This is a genomic window from Agromyces sp. ISL-38 (assembly GCF_018613935.1).
GTDB lineage: Bacteria > Actinomycetota > Actinomycetes > Actinomycetales > Microbacteriaceae > Agromyces.
In genome coordinates this window covers 283391-302578 of the sequence record NZ_JAGGPF010000001.1, presented here as the reverse complement: position 1 = coordinate 302578, position 19188 = coordinate 283391, and the positions used below count along the sequence as shown (strand labels likewise).

At 65.8% G+C, this 19188-nt stretch carries 21 protein-coding genes; 16 read left to right on the top strand and 5 right to left on the bottom strand.

Going from position 1 to position 19188, the window contains the following annotated elements; genetic code table 11:
* The first annotated feature begins 44 nt into the window (after positions 1–44).
* The 7 genes from J7E25_RS01455 to dnaB all read left to right on the top strand — a co-directional run bounded on the left by J7E25_RS01455 (position 45) and on the right by dnaB (position 6060).
* Positions 45–821: a Gmad2 immunoglobulin-like domain-containing protein gene (locus tag J7E25_RS01455; RefSeq protein ID WP_214867244.1), complete on the top strand. Its 777-nt coding sequence runs from the start codon at positions 45–47 to the stop codon at positions 819–821.
* Positions 822–1230: 409 nt separating this feature from the next.
* Positions 1231–2064, top strand: coding sequence for a hypothetical protein (locus J7E25_RS01450; RefSeq protein ID WP_214867242.1), 834 nt, complete (start codon positions 1231–1233; stop codon positions 2062–2064).
* A 229-nt stretch (positions 2065–2293) separates the two neighbouring features.
* Complete coding sequence (rpsF, locus tag J7E25_RS01445) at positions 2294–2707, top strand: 30S ribosomal protein S6 (RefSeq protein WP_214867240.1); 414 nt, start codon at positions 2294–2296, stop codon at positions 2705–2707.
* Positions 2708–2712: 5 nt separating this feature from the next.
* Complete coding sequence (locus J7E25_RS01440; protein WP_214867238.1) at positions 2713–3234, top strand: single-stranded DNA-binding protein; 522 nt, start codon at positions 2713–2715, stop codon at positions 3232–3234.
* Positions 3235–3303: 69 nt separating this feature from the next.
* A complete protein-coding gene (rpsR, locus tag J7E25_RS01435) occupies positions 3304–3564 on the top strand; it encodes a 30S ribosomal protein S18 (RefSeq protein ID WP_022892391.1) in 261 nt (86 codons plus the stop codon).
* Between the two features lie 11 nt (positions 3565–3575).
* Complete coding sequence (gene rplI / locus J7E25_RS01430; protein WP_214867236.1) at positions 3576–4028, top strand: 50S ribosomal protein L9; 453 nt, start codon at positions 3576–3578, stop codon at positions 4026–4028.
* 658 nt (positions 4029–4686) lie between these two features.
* A complete protein-coding gene (gene dnaB, locus J7E25_RS01425; RefSeq protein ID WP_214867234.1) occupies positions 4687–6060 on the top strand; it encodes a replicative DNA helicase in 1374 nt (457 codons plus the stop codon).
* Between the two features lie 151 nt (positions 6061–6211).
* On the opposite strand, the gene J7E25_RS01420 is transcribed toward dnaB, so the two are convergent.
* Positions 6212–6655 (bottom strand): SRPBCC domain-containing protein, encoded by a 444-nt coding sequence (locus J7E25_RS01420; RefSeq protein ID WP_214867232.1) that lies wholly within the window; start codon positions 6653–6655, stop codon positions 6212–6214.
* A gap of 231 nt (positions 6656–6886) precedes the next feature.
* On the opposite strand from J7E25_RS01420, the gene J7E25_RS01415 reads away from it, so the two are divergent.
* Complete coding sequence (locus tag J7E25_RS01415) at positions 6887–7129, top strand: hypothetical protein (protein ID WP_214867230.1); 243 nt, start codon at positions 6887–6889, stop codon at positions 7127–7129.
* 39 nt (positions 7130–7168) lie between these two features.
* On the opposite strand, the gene J7E25_RS01410 is transcribed toward J7E25_RS01415, so the two are convergent.
* Positions 7169–7546, bottom strand: a complete 378-nt coding sequence (locus J7E25_RS01410; protein WP_214867228.1) for a hypothetical protein — start codon at positions 7544–7546, stop codon at positions 7169–7171.
* 583 nt (positions 7547–8129) lie between these two features.
* Between J7E25_RS01410 and J7E25_RS01405 the strand changes: the two genes are divergently transcribed.
* From J7E25_RS01405 to J7E25_RS01395, 3 genes are all read left to right on the top strand, one after another.
* On the top strand, positions 8130–8735 hold the full coding sequence (locus J7E25_RS01405; RefSeq protein WP_308164291.1) for a class I SAM-dependent methyltransferase: 606 nt from the start codon (positions 8130–8132) through the stop codon (positions 8733–8735).
* 745 nt (positions 8736–9480) lie between these two features.
* Positions 9481–9936, top strand: coding sequence for a chlorite dismutase family protein (locus J7E25_RS01400; RefSeq protein WP_251038696.1), 456 nt, complete (start codon positions 9481–9483; stop codon positions 9934–9936).
* Positions 9937–10601: 665 nt separating this feature from the next.
* The gene (locus tag J7E25_RS01395) at positions 10602–10952 is read left to right on the top strand and encodes a hypothetical protein (protein ID WP_214867224.1); all 351 of its coding nucleotides are present in this window, start codon (positions 10602–10604) and stop codon (positions 10950–10952) included.
* Between the two features lie 193 nt (positions 10953–11145).
* On the opposite strand, the gene J7E25_RS01390 is transcribed toward J7E25_RS01395, so the two are convergent.
* Complete coding sequence (locus tag J7E25_RS01390) at positions 11146–11337, bottom strand: hypothetical protein (RefSeq protein WP_214867222.1); 192 nt, start codon at positions 11335–11337, stop codon at positions 11146–11148.
* A gap of 181 nt (positions 11338–11518) precedes the next feature.
* Here J7E25_RS01390 and J7E25_RS01385 point away from each other — a divergent pair, with 181 nt between their 5' ends.
* Positions 11519–12532, top strand: coding sequence for a LacI family DNA-binding transcriptional regulator (locus tag J7E25_RS01385; RefSeq protein WP_251038695.1), 1014 nt, complete (start codon positions 11519–11521; stop codon positions 12530–12532).
* Positions 12533–12895: 363 nt separating this feature from the next.
* Here J7E25_RS01385 and J7E25_RS01380 read toward each other — a convergent pair whose 3' ends face one another.
* Both J7E25_RS01380 and J7E25_RS01375 read right to left on the bottom strand, forming a co-directional pair.
* A complete protein-coding gene (locus J7E25_RS01380; protein ID WP_214867218.1) occupies positions 12896–13513 on the bottom strand; it encodes a DUF47 domain-containing protein in 618 nt (205 codons plus the stop codon).
* A gap of 21 nt (positions 13514–13534) precedes the next feature.
* On the bottom strand, positions 13535–14488 hold the full coding sequence (locus J7E25_RS01375; RefSeq protein WP_214867216.1) for an inorganic phosphate transporter: 954 nt from the start codon (positions 14486–14488) through the stop codon (positions 13535–13537).
* Between the two features lie 162 nt (positions 14489–14650).
* On the opposite strand from J7E25_RS01375, the gene J7E25_RS01370 reads away from it, so the two are divergent.
* The 4 genes from J7E25_RS01370 to J7E25_RS01355 all read left to right on the top strand — a co-directional run bounded on the left by J7E25_RS01370 (position 14651) and on the right by J7E25_RS01355 (position 19164).
* Positions 14651–15892, top strand: coding sequence for a glycoside hydrolase family 68 protein (locus J7E25_RS01370; protein WP_251038733.1), 1242 nt, complete (start codon positions 14651–14653; stop codon positions 15890–15892).
* Positions 15893–15946: 54 nt separating this feature from the next.
* The gene (locus J7E25_RS01365) at positions 15947–17275 is read left to right on the top strand and encodes an extracellular solute-binding protein (RefSeq protein ID WP_214867214.1); all 1329 of its coding nucleotides are present in this window, start codon (positions 15947–15949) and stop codon (positions 17273–17275) included.
* 159 nt (positions 17276–17434) lie between these two features.
* Positions 17435–18304 carry a carbohydrate ABC transporter permease gene (locus tag J7E25_RS01360; RefSeq protein ID WP_214867212.1) on the top strand — a complete coding sequence of 290 codons (870 nt, stop codon included), beginning with the start codon at positions 17435–17437 and terminating at the stop codon, positions 18302–18304.
* Complete coding sequence (locus J7E25_RS01355; protein ID WP_251038694.1) at positions 18301–19164, top strand: carbohydrate ABC transporter permease; 864 nt, start codon at positions 18301–18303, stop codon at positions 19162–19164. Before J7E25_RS01360 ends, J7E25_RS01355 begins: the two co-directional genes overlap by 4 nt.
* Positions 19165–19188 lie beyond the last annotated feature (24 nt).

Genomic DNA, 19188 nt, shown 5'->3' with positions numbered 1-19188 from the left:
CGGCAGGTGCACCCCGCACTCGCGGGAGTACGCTCGGAGCAGGAGTGAAGGCGACCCCGCGCATGTTCATTCGAGGCACGCTGGCGCTCGCGGCCCTCGTCGCCGCGGCGGCGCTGACGTCGTGCTCACCGGGGCTCAGCCAGTCGCCGACGCGGTCGCCCACCGGTGCCCCGACCACGAGTGCGCCTGAGACGACGGCGGCTCCGGCGATCTCGATCACGAGCCCGGCCGAGGGTGAGACCGTCTCGGTTCCGTTCACGGTGAGCGGCGAGGCGAACACCTTCGAGGCCGCCCTGACCATCGATGCCGTGGACGATGGGGGCGCGCTGGCCTGCGTGCGCCAGCTCACGGCGACGTCGGGAAGCGGCACGCCGGGCACGTGGGAGGGCACGCTCGCCTTTCCTCCGGAAGTGAACGACCTGCGCGTCACGCTCCGGGCGTATGCGCACAGCGCCAAGGACGGTTCGATGATCGACGTCGTCGAGGTCCCGATCACCATCGCGCCCGATCGACCGACGATCTTCCTCACGAGCCCCACGTGCGGCCAGGTGTACGAGCCCGGAGGCCTCATTCTGCTGACGGGCCTGGCCGCGGTCTTCGAAGCCGCGCTCAATGTCGACGTGCGAGACGCGTCGGGCACGGCGGTCGTCACCCTGCCGGTGCTTGCGGACGCGTGCTGCGAGCACTCGAACTTCAGCTCGAGCATGACGCTGCCAGCCGACCTTCCGCCGGGGCTGTACGACGTCGTGGCGTACAACCTGAGCCCGAAGGACGGCAGCGTCGAAAACGAGTTCCCGGTGCAGATCGAGGTCCGCGGGTAGGCGGTCGGGCGGGCTCGCCTCTTTCGAGCGCGTCAATTCCCGCCACGGATGGCTCTCCAGCTGTGCAGTTTGGCGAGAAGTGACGCGTTCGCCGCTGCGATGGCGGCCGACGCGCCAGCACTCGGCCTCCACAGGCTGCGAATGGATGTGGGCGCGTACAGGTAGGGAAGGGTCGTCGTGTCCGTCGTGCCGATGCGTCGACGCTTGCCAGATGAGTCTCTTCGATCCTGACGCGCCTCCCCTCGACGTGGAGTTCACCCGAGCACCCACTGGGCGGTCAGCCCGGACCCTGCAGCGCCGGACGGCCTCCGGCGACGGGGTGGTGCGTGTCCGGGCTGGTGCGTTCACTGACGCGAGGGAGTGGCACGCGACGTCTTCGCTCGAGCGGTATCGAGCGCTGATACGTGCGGTGGTCACCACCCGATCGGCGCCTCCCGTGCTCTGCCGCGAGTCGGCCGCGGCGATCTGGGGCATCCCGCGCCTCGGCCGATGGCCGGATGCGGTCCACCTCGCCGACGTCGGGCGCACCCGACCTCGATCGCGCAACGGCGTCGTATGGCACCAAGACCGGCTCGAGGCATCCGAAGTGGTCGAAATCGGGGGTGTGTTCGTCACTGACCTCACACGCACGCTCGTCGACCTCGCACGCGTCACGCCGTTCCTCGGGGCGGTGGTCTCGCTGGACTACGGGATGCGGGCTCGGGTGATGCTGCCCACGGGTGGGTGGGTGCGCGGCGCAAGCCGCGATGAACTCACCGAGCGACTGGAGTGCGGAGCATCCCCGCGTGGGCGACATGGGGCGCGCACCGCGATCGCGTTCGGCGACCAAGCATCCGGCTCGGTGGGTGAATCGCTCAGCCGCGGACAGATGCACCTGTTGGGCTTCCCGGCACCACGATTGCAGGTGCGGATGCCACGGCCCGACGGCCGAGACGACATCGTCGACTTCGACTGGCCGGAGTTCGGGCTCTTCGGAGAGTTCGACGGACATGGCAAGTACCTTCGGAGCGAGTACACGCGGGGCCGGGCGATCGCCGACATCGTCATCGCAGAGAAGCGGCGAGAAGACCGGATCCGCCGGCGACACCGGCCGTTCGCGGTGCGGTGGGAGTGGTCGATCGCCCGCCGCCCGCGGCTGCTCGCACAGCATCTCGAGGAGGCCGGGCTCCCTCGCGTCAGGCATCGAGCACGTCATTTCGCGACGGGATCCACCGATGCAAGGCAAGCGAATGGCGGAGAGTGACGCGCTCGCGTCTGGGCCGAACTGAGCGGTCGGGCACGAGCGGGAATGTGCGTGGTGCAGGCGGGCGAGCGAGGCATCCTCAGCACGGAATGGCATGCCGGGGCGGCATCCGCTACGATAGGCAGGTTGCCCGTGCGCCGCAGTTGCGGCCTCCTCGGGTCGACGTATGCACAACCCTCCTGCTGCAGAGAGTCTGTAGCCGTTTTAGTCCGAAGGAGGTGGGTTAGTCATGCACCAGTACGAGCTGATGGTAATCCTCGATCCCGAGATCGATGAGCGCACCGTTGCTCCCAGCCTTGACAAGTTCCTCAACGTCATCCGAAATGATGGCGGCACCGTCGACAAGGTCGACATCTGGGGACGTCGTCGTCTGGCTTACGAGATCAACAAGAAGGCCGAGGGCATCTACGCCGTCGTCGACTTCACCGCTGAGTCCAAGACCACCGACGAGCTCGACCGCCAGCTGAACCTCAGCGAGGCGGTCATGCGCACCAAGGTGCTCCGCGCTGAAGAGGCCATCGCCCAGGTCGCCGCTCACGCCAAGGCGCAGGAGGAGAAGGCCGCGAAGAAGGCCGCCGCTTCCGCCAAGGCCGGCGCGAAGGCTGCAGCCGCAGCCAAGGCCCCCGCCCAGAAGGACGCCTAGTCCCCATGGCCGGCGAGACCATCATCACCGTGGTGGGCAACCTCACTGCAGATCCCGAGCTGCGTTACACGCAGAACGGGCTGGCGGTTGCCAACTTCACCATCGCATCCACTCCCCGTACGTTCGACCGTCAGGCGAACGAGTGGAAAGACGGTGAAGCGTTGTTCCTGCGCGCGAGCGTCTGGCGTGAATTCGCCGAGCACGTGGCCGGTTCACTCACCAAGGGATCCCGGGTCATCGCTTCCGGGCGTCTCAAGCAGCGTTCCTACGAGACGAAGGAAGGCGAGAAGCGCACCACCATGGAGCTCGAGGTCGATGAGATCGGCCCGAGCCTGCGCTACGCCACCGCGTCCGTGACGCGTGCTGCTTCGTCCAACCGCGGCGGCGCTGCCGGCTCCTTCGGGGGCGGCGGCGGTTCCGACGAGCCGTGGGCGCCGAGCGCTCCCGCGACGCAATCGGGCGGTTCCGCCGGCGGCGATGTCTGGAACACCCCGGGCACCAGCTTCGGCGACGAGACACCCTTCTAGTACTCAGCGGTTTCGAGACGGTCGCCGCGCGACCTCCTCAACCCGCACCTCATCAAGACAGGATCAGAAATGGCTGGAAAGAGCAGCGGCGATCGCCGCAAGCCGACCCGCGGGAAGGGCGCGAAGAACGCCGCCCCCGCGAAGTCGATCAAGGTCGGCGTCATCGACTACAAAGACGTCGCGACGCTTCGCAAGTTCATCTCGGAGCGTGGAAAGATCCGCGCCCGTCGCATCACCGGTGTCTCCGTGCAGGAGCAGCGCCTCATCGCCCGCGCCGTGAAGAACGCGCGTGAGATGGCCCTCCTGCCCTACTCGGGCTCCGGCCGTTAAGGAGCACGACAATGGCTAAGGTAATTCTGACGCACGAGGTCACCGGCCTCGGCACGGCCGGCGACGTTGTCGAGGTCAAGAGCGGTTACGCTCGCAACTTCCTCGTTCCCCAGGGCTTCGCAGTGGCGTGGTCGCGAGGTGGCGAGAAGCAGGTCGAGCAGATCAAGGCAGCCCGCGCGGCTCGTGAGCTGCACTCGCTCGAAGACGCGCAGGCCCTCAAGGCCAAGCTCGAGGGGAGCCGGGTCCGCCTCGCGGTCAAGGCCGGCCTCGGCGGGCGCCTCTTCGGTTCGGTGAAGACAGCGGATGTCGCGGCTGCCGTCGCGGCCGCCGGACTCGGCGAGCTCGACAAGCGCAAGATCGAGATCCCGACGCCCATCAAGGCGACCGGCGACCACGAGGCGACCGTTCGCCTCCGTGACGAGGTCTCGGCGACGATCACCCTCCAGGTGGTCGCGGCGAAGTAACTCGCACGCACGAACACGGCGGCGGTCCGGGCTTCGGCTCGGGCCGCCGCTTCGTCGTCTGTGAGAGGTGGGCTGCCGTCTTCTCGGTACCTTCCCGCTGTCTGCAAGCGCCGTCTGGCGGGCGGTTCGACGGAGCCTTCGGATGTGCGTGGTGGCCGCGTCTGCGGGCGCTTTCGACGGAGCTTCGGGGCCCCCGTGCCGGCGAAGTCTGCGAGTGCTGTGAGCGGTGCGGAACCGCATTCCTATCCGCCTCAGGCCTACACCCGCGGCGCCGGTGAGCGCAAGTCCACGTTCGCGTTTCCCACGATGTTGTACACAGGTGGGGGACACGTGAGGGTGGACTTCTGAAGAACTTTTCATACACAGGTGTGGAAACATAGAACACCTGATCGTTTCAGAATTCAACCCGTGTAATTCGCTGGAATTCCACAGTTTTCCACAGGCTGAGTGCACACCTTCTCCGGCGTTTCGCTCAGTTTGTCCCCAGAGTTATCCACAGGCTGGCTTGTGGTGTTGGCAGCGCTTCCATATCGTGAAGCAGCGTCCTTCGATCAGCGGGTTCCCACCCGGTCGGCCACTCATGTCAGAGGGTCAGACCACACTGGAGTTGCGGGCGCGGGTTGCTCGCCCGGCGGAGTCGAAATCGGAGGTCATCGAGTTGTCGATCGCTCACATCGGGCTCGCCGAACCACACGACGGCGAAGCCCGCAGAGGCGGCGAACGCACTCCCCCGCACGACCTTCTGGCCGAGCAGAGCGCGCTCGGTGGCATGATGCTCTCGAAAGACGCCGTCGCCGATGTCGTCGAGACGCTCCGCGGCGTCGACTTCTACGTGCCGAAGCACGAGCTCGTCTTCAACGCCATCCTCTCGCTCTACTCGCACGGCGAGCCCACCGACGTCATCGCCGTCACCGACGAGCTCACGAAGACCGGCGAACTGCAGCGCGCCGGCGGTGTCGAGTACCTCCACACCCTCACGAGCCTCGTGCCCACAGCGGCGAACGCGGGCTACTACGCCTCCATCGTGGCCGAGCGCGCGCTGCTGCGCCGCCTCGTCGATGCGGGCACTCGCATCGTGCAGATGGGGTATGCCGGTGAGGGCGAGGTCGTAGAGCTCGTGAACAACGCCCAGGCGGAGATCTACTCGGTCACGGGCTCGGTCGAGAGCGAAGACTACGTTCCGCTCACCGATGCGGTGACGGCCGCGATCGACGAGATCGAGGCAGCTAAGCACACCGACGGCAAGTTCACGGGAGTCCCCACGGGCTTCGCCGACCTCGACGACCTCACCAATGGCTTCCACCCCGGCCAGATGATCATCGTCGCCGCCCGCCCTGCACTCGGCAAGTCGACGCTCGCGCTCGACTTCGCTCGAGCTGCTGCGATCGGCAACGACCAGCCCACGATCTTCTTCTCCCTCGAGATGGGGCGCAGCGAGATCGCCATGCGCCTGCTCGCCGCCGAGGCATCCGTTCCCCTGCAGAGCATGCGCAAGGGCACGGTCGACGCCCGCGACTGGACCACGATCGCGTCGACGCGCGGGCGCATCAACGATGCCCCGCTCTACATCGACGACTCGCCGAACATGACGCTTGTCGAGATCCGAGCGAAGTGCCGGCGCCTCAAGCAACGAGTCGGCCTGAAGATGGTCGTGATCGACTACCTCCAGCTCATGACGAGCGGCAAGCGAGTCGAGAGCCGCCAGCAGGAGGTCTCGGAGTTCTCGCGTGCGCTGAAGCTGCTCGCCAAGGAACTGCAGGTTCCCGTTATCGCGCTCTCGCAGCTGAACCGTGGACCCGAGCAGCGCGCCGACAAGCTGCCCGCCCTCTCCGACCTGCGTGAGTCGGGCTCGATCGAGCAAGACGCCGACATGGTGATCCTGCTCCACCGCGAGAGCGCCTACGAGCGTGACAACCCACGCGCCGGCGAGGCCGACCTCATCGTGGCCAAGCACAGGAATGGCCCGACGCGCACGATCACGGTCGCGTTCCACGGACACTTCTCGCGGTTCGCCGACATGGTGCAGGTCTGAGCGCCCTCAGTGTAGGTTCTTACGCAACTTGTCATGTTCTCAGGTGAGTTGTCACGCACTTGGCAAATTGACAAGTAGAGATTCTGCCCGCTGTTGCGACCACGCAACTTGGCCAAAGACTGACCGTCGTGGATCTGGCCTAGCCCAGCGGCTACTGGGCCCCCGGCCCCGACGCCTCGCGCTCGACGAGTTCACGGAACGCCTCCAGCTCGCCGCGGAAGCTGCCCCGATACGACCCCGTCGCGAAGAGCCGCGCGAAGATCGCCGACACGAACCCGCGGGTCACGAACACCTGGTGGATGCGCGTGCCCTCGCCCTCGGCCGCGAACGTCACGTCGGACTCGCCCTTCAGGATCGCGTTGCCGAACCGGGTGCGGATGTGCCGAGGCCGCTCGACCGCGAGGATCTCGGTCGGGCTCGCCATCCGCCCGAACCACACCGTGTAGCGGCTGCCGGCCTCGTCGATCGAGCCGACGCGGTCGGTCACGCGGGTGACTCCGCCGATCCATTCATGCAACCGGTCGAGATCCGTCCAGGTCGCGAAGACCCGCTCTGGCGGCGCCGCGACGAACGTCGACAGGCGGTACGTTGCCATATGTCCAGCATGCACTCGTCGCCGCGCGAATGCGAGGGGTGACGGATGCCCCGTGGTCGGCCGCATCACTCCGCACGAGCCCGAGGCGCACCAGGCTCTCGGCCGACGCGATGATCGCCTCGTCGAGCGGGCGGGTGGATGCCACTGAGGAATCGGCCACCTTCCGCGGGATTCCCGTCCGTCAGATCGAGGACAAATCCCGTGGATTCCGGCGGAGTACGTCATCTCCGAGTGGAACCTACATCACCGGACGCGGCTCGGCTTGTCGCCGCCTGCGCAGCGGATTGGACGGCCGACCTGCCGGGCGCATACCTCGCGTTCGGCGAGACCTACGCAGGCGAGCGGATGCGGGCTGCAACGGTCGGTTGGCCGACTCGCACGTTGGAGGTCGGACACCTCGGCTTCCTCGAGGATCCGGCGACGGTTCGCCGGGAACTGCTCGCGGTCATCGCCGCCATGGCCCCGACCGGCTGAGGCTGGCGCGGCGGTGGCGCTGACTAATAGACGCCAAGGTCAGGATCGACCGCCGCTCGTGGCCAACGCGACGAGCTGGACGACCATGGCGACGGTTGCCCCCACGATCCACCACGGGCCGTTGTCGGCGAGGACCGACCAGATCACTTCCGCAAAGGCGAGCACCAGAACCAGCGCCAGGACGAGCACGCCGCGGCGTCCGACGCGGGCCGCGATCGTCCGGCGACGGCGTATCAGCCACCACCACAGTGTGACAACGCCGATCGTTATGACGCTGATGCCCACCACGTCCAGCAGTCCTGGCCCGTGCGTGCGGCTGATCCGGATCAGCGGCGCGCCGGTGTCCGGCAGCGCCACGAGAATCGATCCCGCGACCAGTGCGGCCAACCATGCGATCAGGATTCGGTTCGCGGTCACCGTCCGAGGCTAACGCGACGCTCGATCGCCCGACCTGCGACGCCTCGAGATGCGAACGTCGCCGCACCCGTGAGCCCCCGCTGACCCACTTCCACCCATTGACGTCACGGGCACTGCGTCGTCGTCGAGACGCTCATCCGACGGCACGATGGCATCCGGATTTGAGTCGGTGTAGGAATTTGCCATCTTCCGTGGAATCCGACGGCCCGAACCGGTGACATTTGCCGTGGATTCGGCCCCGTAGATGCCAAGTCAGCGTGGAACCTACACATACATACACATAGATCCTTTCGGCGCACGTCCACCGATGTGGACGGGGTGCCCTCTCGAGGTGTAGGTTCCACGCGAAGATGGCATTTTCCACGGCACTTGTCATACAGCTGGCATTTCTGCCATCTTCCGTGGATTCCATAGATGAGCCGACCGTGCCGTTGCAGTAGGCGCATCCATGCCGGCGTTTTCACTGGCAGGGTAAACGGGCACCTCATTCGTCAGGCCCCGCGAGTTCACTCGACGGCCAACTGGCGCCCGCTGCCCGACCGTCTACCGGGCATGCACCTCTGGTCTGCCTAGACTCGATCGCGTGGTCGACGAGGTTATCAACGCATACTCACGCCGGGCAGCGGAGTACATCGAACTCTTCGGGTCGATGAGCGCCGTGCACCCTTCAGATCGTCAACTCGTGTCGACATGGGCCAGCGGGATCGAGGGCAGCGTCATCGACGCTGGTTGCGGTCCGGGTCAGTGGACGAACTTCCTCGCCGAACGAGGGCTTCCTGTCCGCGGCGTGGATCTGGTCCCCAAGTTCATCGAGCGCGCCCGCAGCACGTATCCCGATGTGCCATTCACGGTCGGCAGTCTCGACGCCCTCGATGCCGAAACAGGCTCCACGGGCGGGGTTCTCTCCTGGTACTCCCTCATCCACCATGAGCCTGGGACGATCCGGGTTCCCCTCCTGAATTTCAGCCGCGTGCTCAGGCCCGATGGCACGCTGCTTATCGGATTCTTCGAGGGCCCGGTAGTCGAACAATTCGCTCACGCGGTCGCTCCTGCATACCGATGGTCCGTGGATGACCTCAGCGACGAGCTGATCGAGGCCGGCTTCGACGTCGTCGAATCCCACGTCAGGAAGGCTACCGGCCAGCGTTCCCAGGCAGCGGTTGTTGCCCGACGACGAGACGCCCGCTGAGGGAGCCCTCGCGGGCATCGGTACTCGAGTGTCGAGTCTGAGAATCCGGACGCGAGCCTCACTGAGGCCGGTGTAGGAATCCGCCACTTGCGTGGAATCCGAGCTCTCGATCCGACGACAAATACCGTGGAATCGCTGCCCCGGATGCCATCTCGACGCGGAACCTACATCATTGTAGGATCCACGCGAACGTGGCCAATTCCACGAAAGATGGCCACTACTTGGCCAATTGGCCATGTGGCGTGGACGGCAGCGTATCGGGCACTGCTGAATGTAGGTTCTCACGCAACTTGTCATGTTCCCAGGTGAGTTGTCACGCACTTGACAAATTGACAAGTAGATGAGAATCAGATTTCAGCGATCAGGATGCGCGCTCCCCACCGGGGCGGACTGACCACGCCGAGATCCTCGGCGCACGTCTTCCCGATGAGGACCCACGGACCTGGCCAACGGGTGAAGATGGCCAGACGGCCTGCTGTACGTTTCACGTGAGCAGCGATCCGCTGAGGACATTCGCGTGCGGCGGTCGAACATACATACGTATGGAGTCTTACTCACTGTCCTCTTGTGGCCCCCAGTGTTCCTACGAGGGCGTCCACCACCGCCCGCCGCGGCTGTGTGGGTATCGGCGGGCCGCTTGCCCCTACTATGAGGCATGCCAATCCTCTCGTCTGTGTTCGCAGGTGGCCACGAGGGCGCCTGGCGCGTGCGCTGTATCTCCGTAGTCCAGGGGGCGACTCTTCCGATGGTCGAGCGTGTCGCGGTCCTTGAAGGCGAGCGGGCCGCTCCTGAAGCAGCTACCTGGGCGCTGCGCGGCGTGGTCAGTCACGAGAGGTACGTCACGAAGCGGGAGCACGACGAACTGGTGTCCAATTCGCCGCGCCTTGGGCGGCGCGAGGCGACCCGCGCCGCCCTCATCCCGATCAAGAAATCGCAGGCGTGGTGGGCACTTTCACAAGACGAGCGGCGGGCGATCGTTGAGGATCGCTCCCACCACATCGCTATCGGCTTGAAGTACCTGCCAGCCGTGGCACGCCGACTCCACCACAGCCGGGACCTCGGTGAGCCGTTCGATTTTCTGACGTGGTTCGAGTTCGCCCCTGCCGAGGAAGCTGGGTTCGACGAGCTGGTCACCATGCTCCGAGCGACCGAGGAATGGACTTTCGTCGAGCGCGAGGTCGACATCCGCCTCGAGCAGTAGCTACCACGGCTGCGGGACCAGCGTGATCGGCGCGCCGCACCCTTGGGGGCTGGTGGCATTGGCGGTGTGGCGGACGCATTTGACGAGCCCATGGGTATCTCGTCGCCTTGGTAGAGTCGCCGCAGCGCGGGAGGTTGCGGGGTACTAGCGTGGTTGAGACTCAGACGATCGAGCGCCAGGCGCCCGAAAAGGTCGATGACCGGCGAGAGCGCGGGCACGCTCGCTCCGAGTGACGGGCGCGGCATCGCTGCTCGGAGCGGTGCTGATCGGCGCGATCGCATCTTGGTCATTGGTCGTGCCAGAACAGCCGCGTCCTTCGGCGCTCGAGGATTTAACGCTGATCCTCGGTGGCTGGTTCCCCACGTTGTGGGATCTGGAGCTCGCGGCAGTCGCGATCGGGGTCGTGTCTCCTTTTATGGCCTCGTCGCTCGCTTCCCCAACTGGGAGCCGGGCTCGCCTGCGCCTATGGGTCGCCTCGATATCGGTGCTTTCGATCCTTGTGGTCCCCTCGCTCGCGGTGACGTCGTTCACCTCCGGCGTGCTCACCTCGAGGTACTCCGTGCTGCCGGAGGAGAGTGAGTACGTGGATGTTCCTTGGCCTGCTCATCTTGTTCGCCGGGTTAGTGCTTACCGGCCGGCCATTGGGAGACCATCGACTGACCATCGTGAGCCTCGGATGGTTCCTCTCGGCGACGCTGCTGTGCTTCCTACCTCAAGTCGCCCACCCCGGCAGGCTCGCCCTGCAGAACCCGCTCTGGCTTGACCAAGGCGTGATCGGATGGATGCCGCTCATCCTTCTGGGGTGCGCGATCCTGCTCTACGCGCTCGGGAAGCAGGAATGGGCGGCCGCGACGCTTGCGCTCGGGCTGCCATTTGCCGCCCTCGCGGGCGGCGGGTCAGCAGGCGTTCGAATGGCGGCAACCGCAGCGATCACCATTGCGGGCGCGGCGATCGGCGTCGGTCTCACGCTCTGGGCCGTCCGCCGTCAGCTCAGGGTGGCGGGTGGCCGACGATGAACGTCGGCCCGCTCTGGGGAATCACGTACGGGTCACGCTCAGTCTTCGCTTGCGATGAGTGCCACGTCGAGCGCCGGTTGCGGCGCTGTTAGACGCGGTGTGGAGATGACGGCAGAGTCCAGCGCTTACAAGCTTGAGCGAGCGCGCGCATGACCGGGATGCGACCGGCTATCGGGCGCTTCCAGGGGCGGACTCAAGTTATGAGCTGCTGTCGCAACTTCATGCAGACGCTGAGGGGCGCTGCACTGGCGGTAGCGGTCAGTGTGATCGCGTTACCCAGCGTCAGGTCGTACGAGAGGTCTTCGTCTCCGCCGATTTCCTCGGCCGCGACGACCTCCGTCCGCGTCGCCACGCCACCGACGCCGAGGCCGATCAGCACGAACACGAGCGATGATGACACCATGGATCTTGGGAGATCAACTGCGCGGGGTCCGTGCAGTTGAACTTCCGCCATGCACCCGGGCAAATTCCCGGAGCTTGCGGCTCGGCATCTGTCGATGCGGTACCGATGCCAGCTAGCATGCTGACATGGAACGTTCCCGGCAATCGACGTCAGGTGACGTCCTATGAGTAGGCCGAAGTCGCCGACGATTATCGACGTCGCTCGAGAAGCGGGAGTGTCGAAGTCCGCGGTCTCGCGCGCGCTGCTCGGTCAGGGCGACGTGAGTCCGGACACGGTGGAGCGGGTTCGCGCTGTCGCCGATCGGCTCGGCTACGTGCCGAACGCGATGGCGCGAGGTCTGGTTTCGCAACGAACGAAGACGTTGGGCGTGGTTCTTCGTGACACCACCATCCAGTTCTACGGCTACCTGCAGGCTGCGATGCAGCGGCGTGCCGCCGAGCGGGGGTACGAGGTCGTCTCGGTCACCGGTGTCGACGAGCTGACCGTGGAAGATGCTCAGGAGGCGTTGCGGTCGTTGATCGCCCTGCGAGTCGACGGTTTGATCGTGTCGTCTGCGCAGCTGTCCGGAGAGGATCTCGTGCGCTACGTCGACCGTGTGCCGATCGTCGTTGCCGGTCGCGCGGAGTACGCGGAGGGCATCGTGAGTGTGCACTGCGACGAGGAGGACGGCGGGGCGCGCATCGCCGAATATGTGGCCCGTCTGGGCCATCGGGATGTCGCGGTTCTTCTGGTGTCGGACCGGGAGTCCGCGAGTCAGAACGCGCGCGGCACGGCGATGATCCGAACTCTGCGGGCGTCGAATGTGAAGGTCCGGGTGATCGAACTCGATTCGTACCGGGGTCCGGTCGGTTCGGCGGTAGTGACGGCGCTGGCAGACCCAGCGATCACGGCCTTGATGTGCCCGAGCGATGTCGCGATGGTCAAGGTTCTCGAGGAGCTCCGTGTCCGCGAGATTCCTGTCCCGGAACAGATTTCCGTGACTGGCTACGACGGATTCGGCTATTTGGCCGAGCCGCTGTTCGGATTCACGAGCTTCCGGCAGCCGATCGAGGAGATTGGTCGAACGGCGGTAGACCGCCTGATCGAGTGGGTAGAGCAGGGCGCTCCGGTGGAAGCACGAACGGCGATACCGGGGACGGTGGTGCCCGGGCGCACGACAGCTCCGCCTCGGAGGTGATGGGTCGCATCCGAGAGTCGGCGTCCCGTTCGCGGCGTCAATAGTCCCGTATGACCTCACCACGACGCGGTGGGTCGGCCCCTTGCCGCGATACCATGACCGCGGCCGCGCGTGATGCCCAGCTCGCGGCTTCACGGAGCGTAGGTTCGGCGAGTTGAGCCAGCACGTCACGGCTCTGAGCGCCTACCGCGCCGTACGCATCAACGCGTCGAGAAGCGCTCCGGAGAAAGTGTCCCGCGCGCCGATCGTGTCGGCCACCGCCGCCGGTCGACCGGCGATCTCGACGACAGAACCGTTGTGGGAGAGAAAGGATCCGGAAGCCGCGGCATTCCCGGGACCGGCGACGGTTCGATCCGCGGATGTTCAGATGGCGCGTTTGATCAGCCCATCCAGGAGCGCGTCGGCGCCTTCGGCGAGGCGCAGCCCGATGACGTCGAGGCGTCTGAGGAGTTCGCGGGTCTTCAGGGTGTCCATGGTGAGCTCGCTATCGAAGATCTGGGCGAGTCCTTCTTGGTAGGCGCGGCGAACCTGGCCGGCTTCTTTCCGGGCGGCGAGGCAGTTCTCTCGGACGTGGACCGGATTGGTGCTCGCCACAGCGTCACGCAGCTTCTCCAGCGATGCGACGACCTGCTCGAGCGCGGTCTCGCCCAGCACCCCGGGACCGGCGTGCCACATGGCCATCTCGCGCACGAAATCGCGGGTGTTGTCGAGCACGTCGTCGATGGACCGAGATGCGCGGAACAAGTCTTCCCGGTCGAGCGGCGTGGTGATGCGAGAGGACATCACCCGGATCACCTCCGCGCGCGCTTCGTCTCCCTGGTGCTCGATGTCGACCATGGACGCTCGAGCGTCGACGCGATCTTCCGGGGTGTGGATGGCCTCCTGAGCGAGGGCGACACCGTCGATGGTGATGTCGATCTGGTGCGCGAGGAGATCGCGAGTGGACCGCCGAGCTGTGCGATTGCGGATGAGGCGTTTCATGTTCTCTCTCCTCGAGGTTCTTCAGTTCGCCAGCAGACCGGTTGCGAGGGTGAGCGCCCAACCGGCGACTGCTGCGACCGGCAGGGTCCACAGCCACGCCAACACGACCCGGCGAGACTGCTCCCAGCGGACGCGCCGCCACTCGCGGGGCGGGGCAGATCCGATCAGTGCCCCGGTGACGGACTGCGTCATACTCATCGGCGCGGCCAGAGCCGAACCGACGAGCACGGCCGTCGCGCTGGACCACAGCGTAGATGCGACCTGATACGGCTTGGGATGCAGAACGCCCTGTCGCAGGCCGTTCGCGCTCCGACGCAAGCCGAGCATCGTCCCGATCGCGAAGCAGGCGACCACCAGCCCGATGACTCTCGGGTCGACCGCTCCGCCCGCCACGTTGATACCGAACATGACCGCGAATACGGCCAGGAGTTTCTGGCCGTCGTTGGCGCCGTAAGCGACCGCGGTCGCCACGAATCCCGTGATCTGCTGCCACCGAACCGTCCGCTCGAGCGAAGGTCCGCGCGCGAGCATCAGAAGGCGGGTCACCGCCAGTGCCAGTAGCCACGCCACCACCGGCCCGGCAGCCGCGAGAACCAGGACGCGGGCGATCCGTTCACCCTCCAGCACGCCGTGAGCGACCTGCGCTCCGGCAGACGCGCCGACGAGCGCCAGCGTGATCGAAGTGGGGATGCCCGTGACCGTGGAGATCAATAACGTCGAGATCGTGGCCAGCAGCAGCACCGCGAGCCCCAGCCCCGAACTTCCGGCCGACGAACGGAACAAATCCGCGAGCGTTCCCCCCACCGCCTGCACTCCGACGGCAGGAACCACAACGGTCGCGGCGATGAGAACAGCAGGCGGCCACGACGAACGTCGATGAAGCGGCCTGAGGGCGAGCGCAACCAGAGGCGCCCCGTCGTTGCGACCGACAAGAACGGCGAAAACAAGTGCAAGACCCCCCGTCAGATACTCCACGTCACCTCCAGTCCGGGAACCTTCCCGCTTGGCGCAGCCAATGAACTGCGATTCCGGCGCGAAGACCCACTCTGGCGAGCAGATGTCGAACCGATGAAAAGTCGATTACCCCGTCGGAATCGGGTTTGCATGCCAGTTCGGCGGGTGTGTACAGTGTTGCACATGACCGGGAACGTTCCCGCAAAGTTGCAGATGCAATGGCAGCAACCCCGCCGACGCGGCGGACGCTGCCGAGCGGGCGCAACGGAAAGCGTCTCGGCTCGTCTCGGCAGATCTGCGATCACTGCTTTCCGCACTCGCAGTCGGCAACCTCATCGATCGAAGGAGCTCGAGCATGATGCGCTCGCTGAACATCCGTGGGGGGCGCTCATGCTAACCGTCCCCGATAGCTGGGCGTGGGATTTCTGGATCGCGCAGGATGACGGTCGCTTCCATCTCTACTTCTTGAACGCTCCCCACAGCCTGGGGGATCCGGGACGCCGCCACCGCGCCGCCCGCATCGGTCACGCCGTCTCGACTGATCTGCGCGACTGGGACATCGTCGGGCGTGCCTTCGAAGGTGGTGACGAAGGAGCGTTCGACGCCACGGCGACGTGGACCGGCTGCGTCGTCCGCGGCGACGACGGCCTGTGGCGCATGTTCTACACCGGGTCGCGATTCCTGCACCCGGAACCCGAATACGCCAACATCGAGACCGTCGGGGTCGCTGTGTCGTCGGACCTGACCAACTGGGAGAAGCTTCCCGGCCCGATCACCCGGGCCGATCCGCGCTGGTACGAAACGTACGTGCCCGGCGAGGGGTGGAAAGAGGAGGCTTGGCGGGACCCGTGGGTCTTCCGTGACCCGAGCGGCTCCGGATGGCACATGCTCGTCACCGCCCGCGCGAAGGAAGGCCCGCTCGATGACCGCGGTGTGATCGGACACGCGTACTCACCCGACCTTCAGGAGTGGGAAGTCCTCCCGCCGCTGTCCGATCCGGGCGCCGGATTCGGCCATCTCGAGGTGCCGCAGGTTGCGCAGATCGATGGGCAATGGGTGCTCGTGTTCTCCTGCGGGCCTAACACGCTCTCTTCCGGCAACTCGGCACGTCAGGACAACCCGGGCACGTGGGCGCTCCCCATCTCCGCGCCCCACGAGCACATGGATGTGGCGGCGGCTCACCCGCTCACGACGTCGCAGCACTACTCCGGCCGTCTTGTGATGGATCGTGACGAGAGCTGGGCTCTCATGTGCTTCCTCGGCGCCGCGCCCGGTAGCGACTTCCGGGGCGTGATCAGCGATCCCGTGCCCGTCAGCGTCGACGCCGACGGTTATCTGGTCGTCGACGATGACGCCTTCGATCCCTCGCCGCTGAAAAGCGGCCCCTCCCCCGTTCGTCCCGCCGCAGAAGACGCCGCGGGATGACGACTCAAAGACCCAACCCGGGAACTCAACCCAACGCACGATAAGAGGAGAACCATGCAGAGCAATCGCGCTGCGCGTCGAGGAGGCCTCGCAGCTCTCGCCGCGCTCACCGCACTCACTGTCATCACCGGCTGCAGCTCGGCCGGCGACGGCAACCAGTCCGGGGCCGGCGACGGAACCGGCCCGATCGAGATCTGGGCTCACCAGGGCAACGACGCCGAGGTCGCCGCGCTCCAGGCGACCGTCGACAGCTTCAACTCGTCCCAGTCTGACATCGAGGCAAGCCTCCGTTTGATCCCCGCCGACACGTACACGCAGACGATCGCCAACACCCCGGCGGACAAGCTCCCGGATGTGCTGGACATCGACAGCCCGACCCTGGCGTCCTTCGTCTACAACCAGAAGCTCAGCCCACTCAGCGAGTACGTCGATCAGACCACGATCGACAACGCCACCCCGGGGTCGATCGCGGAGGGAACCTACGACGGAGAGCTCTACGGGCTCGCGCAGTTCGACGCTGCCATCGGTCTGCTCGGCAACCGGTCGATCCTCGAAGCGGCCGGCGTCACGATCCCGACGTCCGTCGACGAGGCTTGGACGGCCGACGAGTTCGCCGACGTTCTGGAGAAGGTCGCCGCGGTCTCTCCGTCTGGCAAGGCGATCGACCTGCGCGAGGGCGGCTTCTCCGGCGAGTGGGGAACCTTCGCGTTCTCGCCCCTGCTCTATTCCGCTGGAGGAGCGATCCTCGAGGACGGCAGGGCGTCCGGCGCCCTGGACTCGGACGCGAGCATCGAGGCTCTGACGACGTTCGCGTCGTGGAAGCCGTACGTCGCTTCCGGCCAGGACGGCAAGGCTTTCCCGAGCGCGCAGGTCGGCCTGCTGTGGGGTGGCCACTGGCTGTACCCGAACGCCAAGGCCGGCCTCGGCGAGAACGTGGTCGCGTTGCCGCTGCCCGACCTCGGCAACGGGGCGAAAGCGGACGCCGGCTCGTGGACGTGGGGAATCGGCGCCAGCACACAGAATGGCAAGGCCACCGGCGTCTTCCTCGACTACCTGCTGAACGACGACAACGTCAACGCCATGGTCGAAGCGAACGGTGCCCCGCCGGCTACCCAGTCCACGTTCGCCGACGCGAGCCTGTACCAGACCGGAGGCGACTTGGCGCTGTGGGGCGAGCAGCTGGCGAAGGCCTGCGCCGCCGACGCGGTGACCGACGCCTGCGTGTCCGTCTACCGGCCGATGACCCCGGGCTACCCGACCATCACCGCAAGGTTCGGAAGCGCCCTGGCTGCCGTCTACCGCGGCGCCGACCCGAAGACCGAGCTCACCAACGCCGCTCAGGCGATCGACTCGAACTTCGCCGACAACAACGACTACAAGTAGGAATGACGGGTGTGGGCGCCGGCGTGCGCCCACACCCCACCTCCTGAAAGAGACCTCATGGCTGAATCAGCCCTCGCTCCCGCCATCGCCGCGTCGAGCTCCCGCTTTCGCCGCGTCCGGCGGCCACGCTCGAACCGAGACGATACCGCGGGTATCCTCATGTCCCTGCCCGCCGTCCTCGGTCTGATCGCGTTCATCGCCGTCCCGTTCTTCGCGGCGGTCGCGCTGTCCCTATTCAACGTCCAGGTCAATCAGATCCGACCGGCCGTATTCGTCGGTCTCGACCAGTACATCCGACTGTTCACCGACCCCGTTGTCTCCGGCGCGTTCCTTCGCTCGCTTCTGAACAACTTCGTTTTCGCGATCGTCGTCATCCCGGTCCAGACAGGACTCGCGCTCCTTCTCGCGGTGCTGCTCAACCGCAAGCTGCGGAGTGTGCGGTTCTTCCGCACGTTCTTCTTCATGCCGGTCGTTTTCCCGATGGCGCTCGTGGCCGTCATCTGGCGGCTGATCCTCGACCGCAGCTCCGACGGCCTCCTCAACTCCTCGGTCAGCTTCATCACCGGCGGCCTGGTGCCCGCACAGGACTGGCTCGGCTCGTCCGCGACCGCACTGGGCTCAGTCATCCTGCTTTCGATCTGGCAGGGCGTCGGATTCCAGATGGTCATCATCCTCGCCGGCCTCCAGGACATCCCCGAAGAGCGGTACGAGGCCGCGCGTCTTGATCGCGCCAATGGGTGGCAGCAGTTCATTCACGTCACCATTCCCGGTGTCCGAAACACGCTGATCTTCGTGTTGCTGCTGACGACCATCATGGCGTTCCGCGTCTACGACCAGGCGTACATCCTTATCCGCACCGGAGGTGCGAACGAGAACGCGACCCAGACAGTGCTCTACCAGGCGACGAACGCTCTCTCCGCGGACAACAACCTCGGCCGCGCCTCGGCCATCTCCGTATTCCTGTTCGTCGTCGTCGTGATCATCACCCTGATCCAGCGGCGCATGCTTCGTCAAAGGAGTGAAGATTGACTACCTTGAACCTCCGCCCGAGCGCCGTGCGGCGCCGGCTCGCGGCCGCCCGCGACTACCTCATTATGGCGGTCGTCGCGATCATCATGGTCGCTCCGATCTACTACCTCATCATCGGCAGCTTCAAGCCATCGGAGGAAGTGCTCAACGGCTTCGGTGGCTTCCTCCCGGTCAATCTGTCCTTCGACAACTACCTCGCCGCGTTCGAGGCGTTGAGTTCCGACGCCACCGGCTACTTCTGGCGCTTCTTCTTCAACTCGTTCGTCATCTCGTTCGTGATCGTCGTCGCCGGGCTCATCGTCAACTCGATGGCCGGTTACGCCTTCGCACGACTGAACTGGATCGGCCGCGACAACGTCTTCGTGCTCATCGTGCTGCTCATCATCGTGCCGTTCGAGTCGATCGCGATCCCGCTGACATGGCTCATGTCCGGACAACGCGACACCCTGTTCGTGCAGATGATCCCGTTCATCGGGAACGCCTTCTCCGTGTTCCTCTTCTACACGTTCTTCCTCAACATCCCCAAGAGCCTGGAAGAAGCCGCCCGGCTGGACGGGCTCGGATCCTGGGGAGTGTTCCTGCGCATCGTGGTCCCGAACGCCAAGCCTGCTTTCGCGACCGTCGCGATCCTCACCTTCCTCAGTTCCTGGGGTCAGTTCCTCTGGCCGCTGCTCATGACCTCCGACCCGGCTGTGCGTCCTCTGCCGCTCCAAATGAGTGTCTTCTCCGGACAGCTGCCTCCGGACTGGGGTGAGGTGTTCGCGTTCGGAACGCTTCTCGTTCTTCCGGTGCTGATCGTCTTCCTGATCTTCCAGCGGTTCTTCATCCAGAGCGTCGCCGGATCGGCGCTGAAGGGATGAGCCCGGTGCGCCGACGCTCACCCT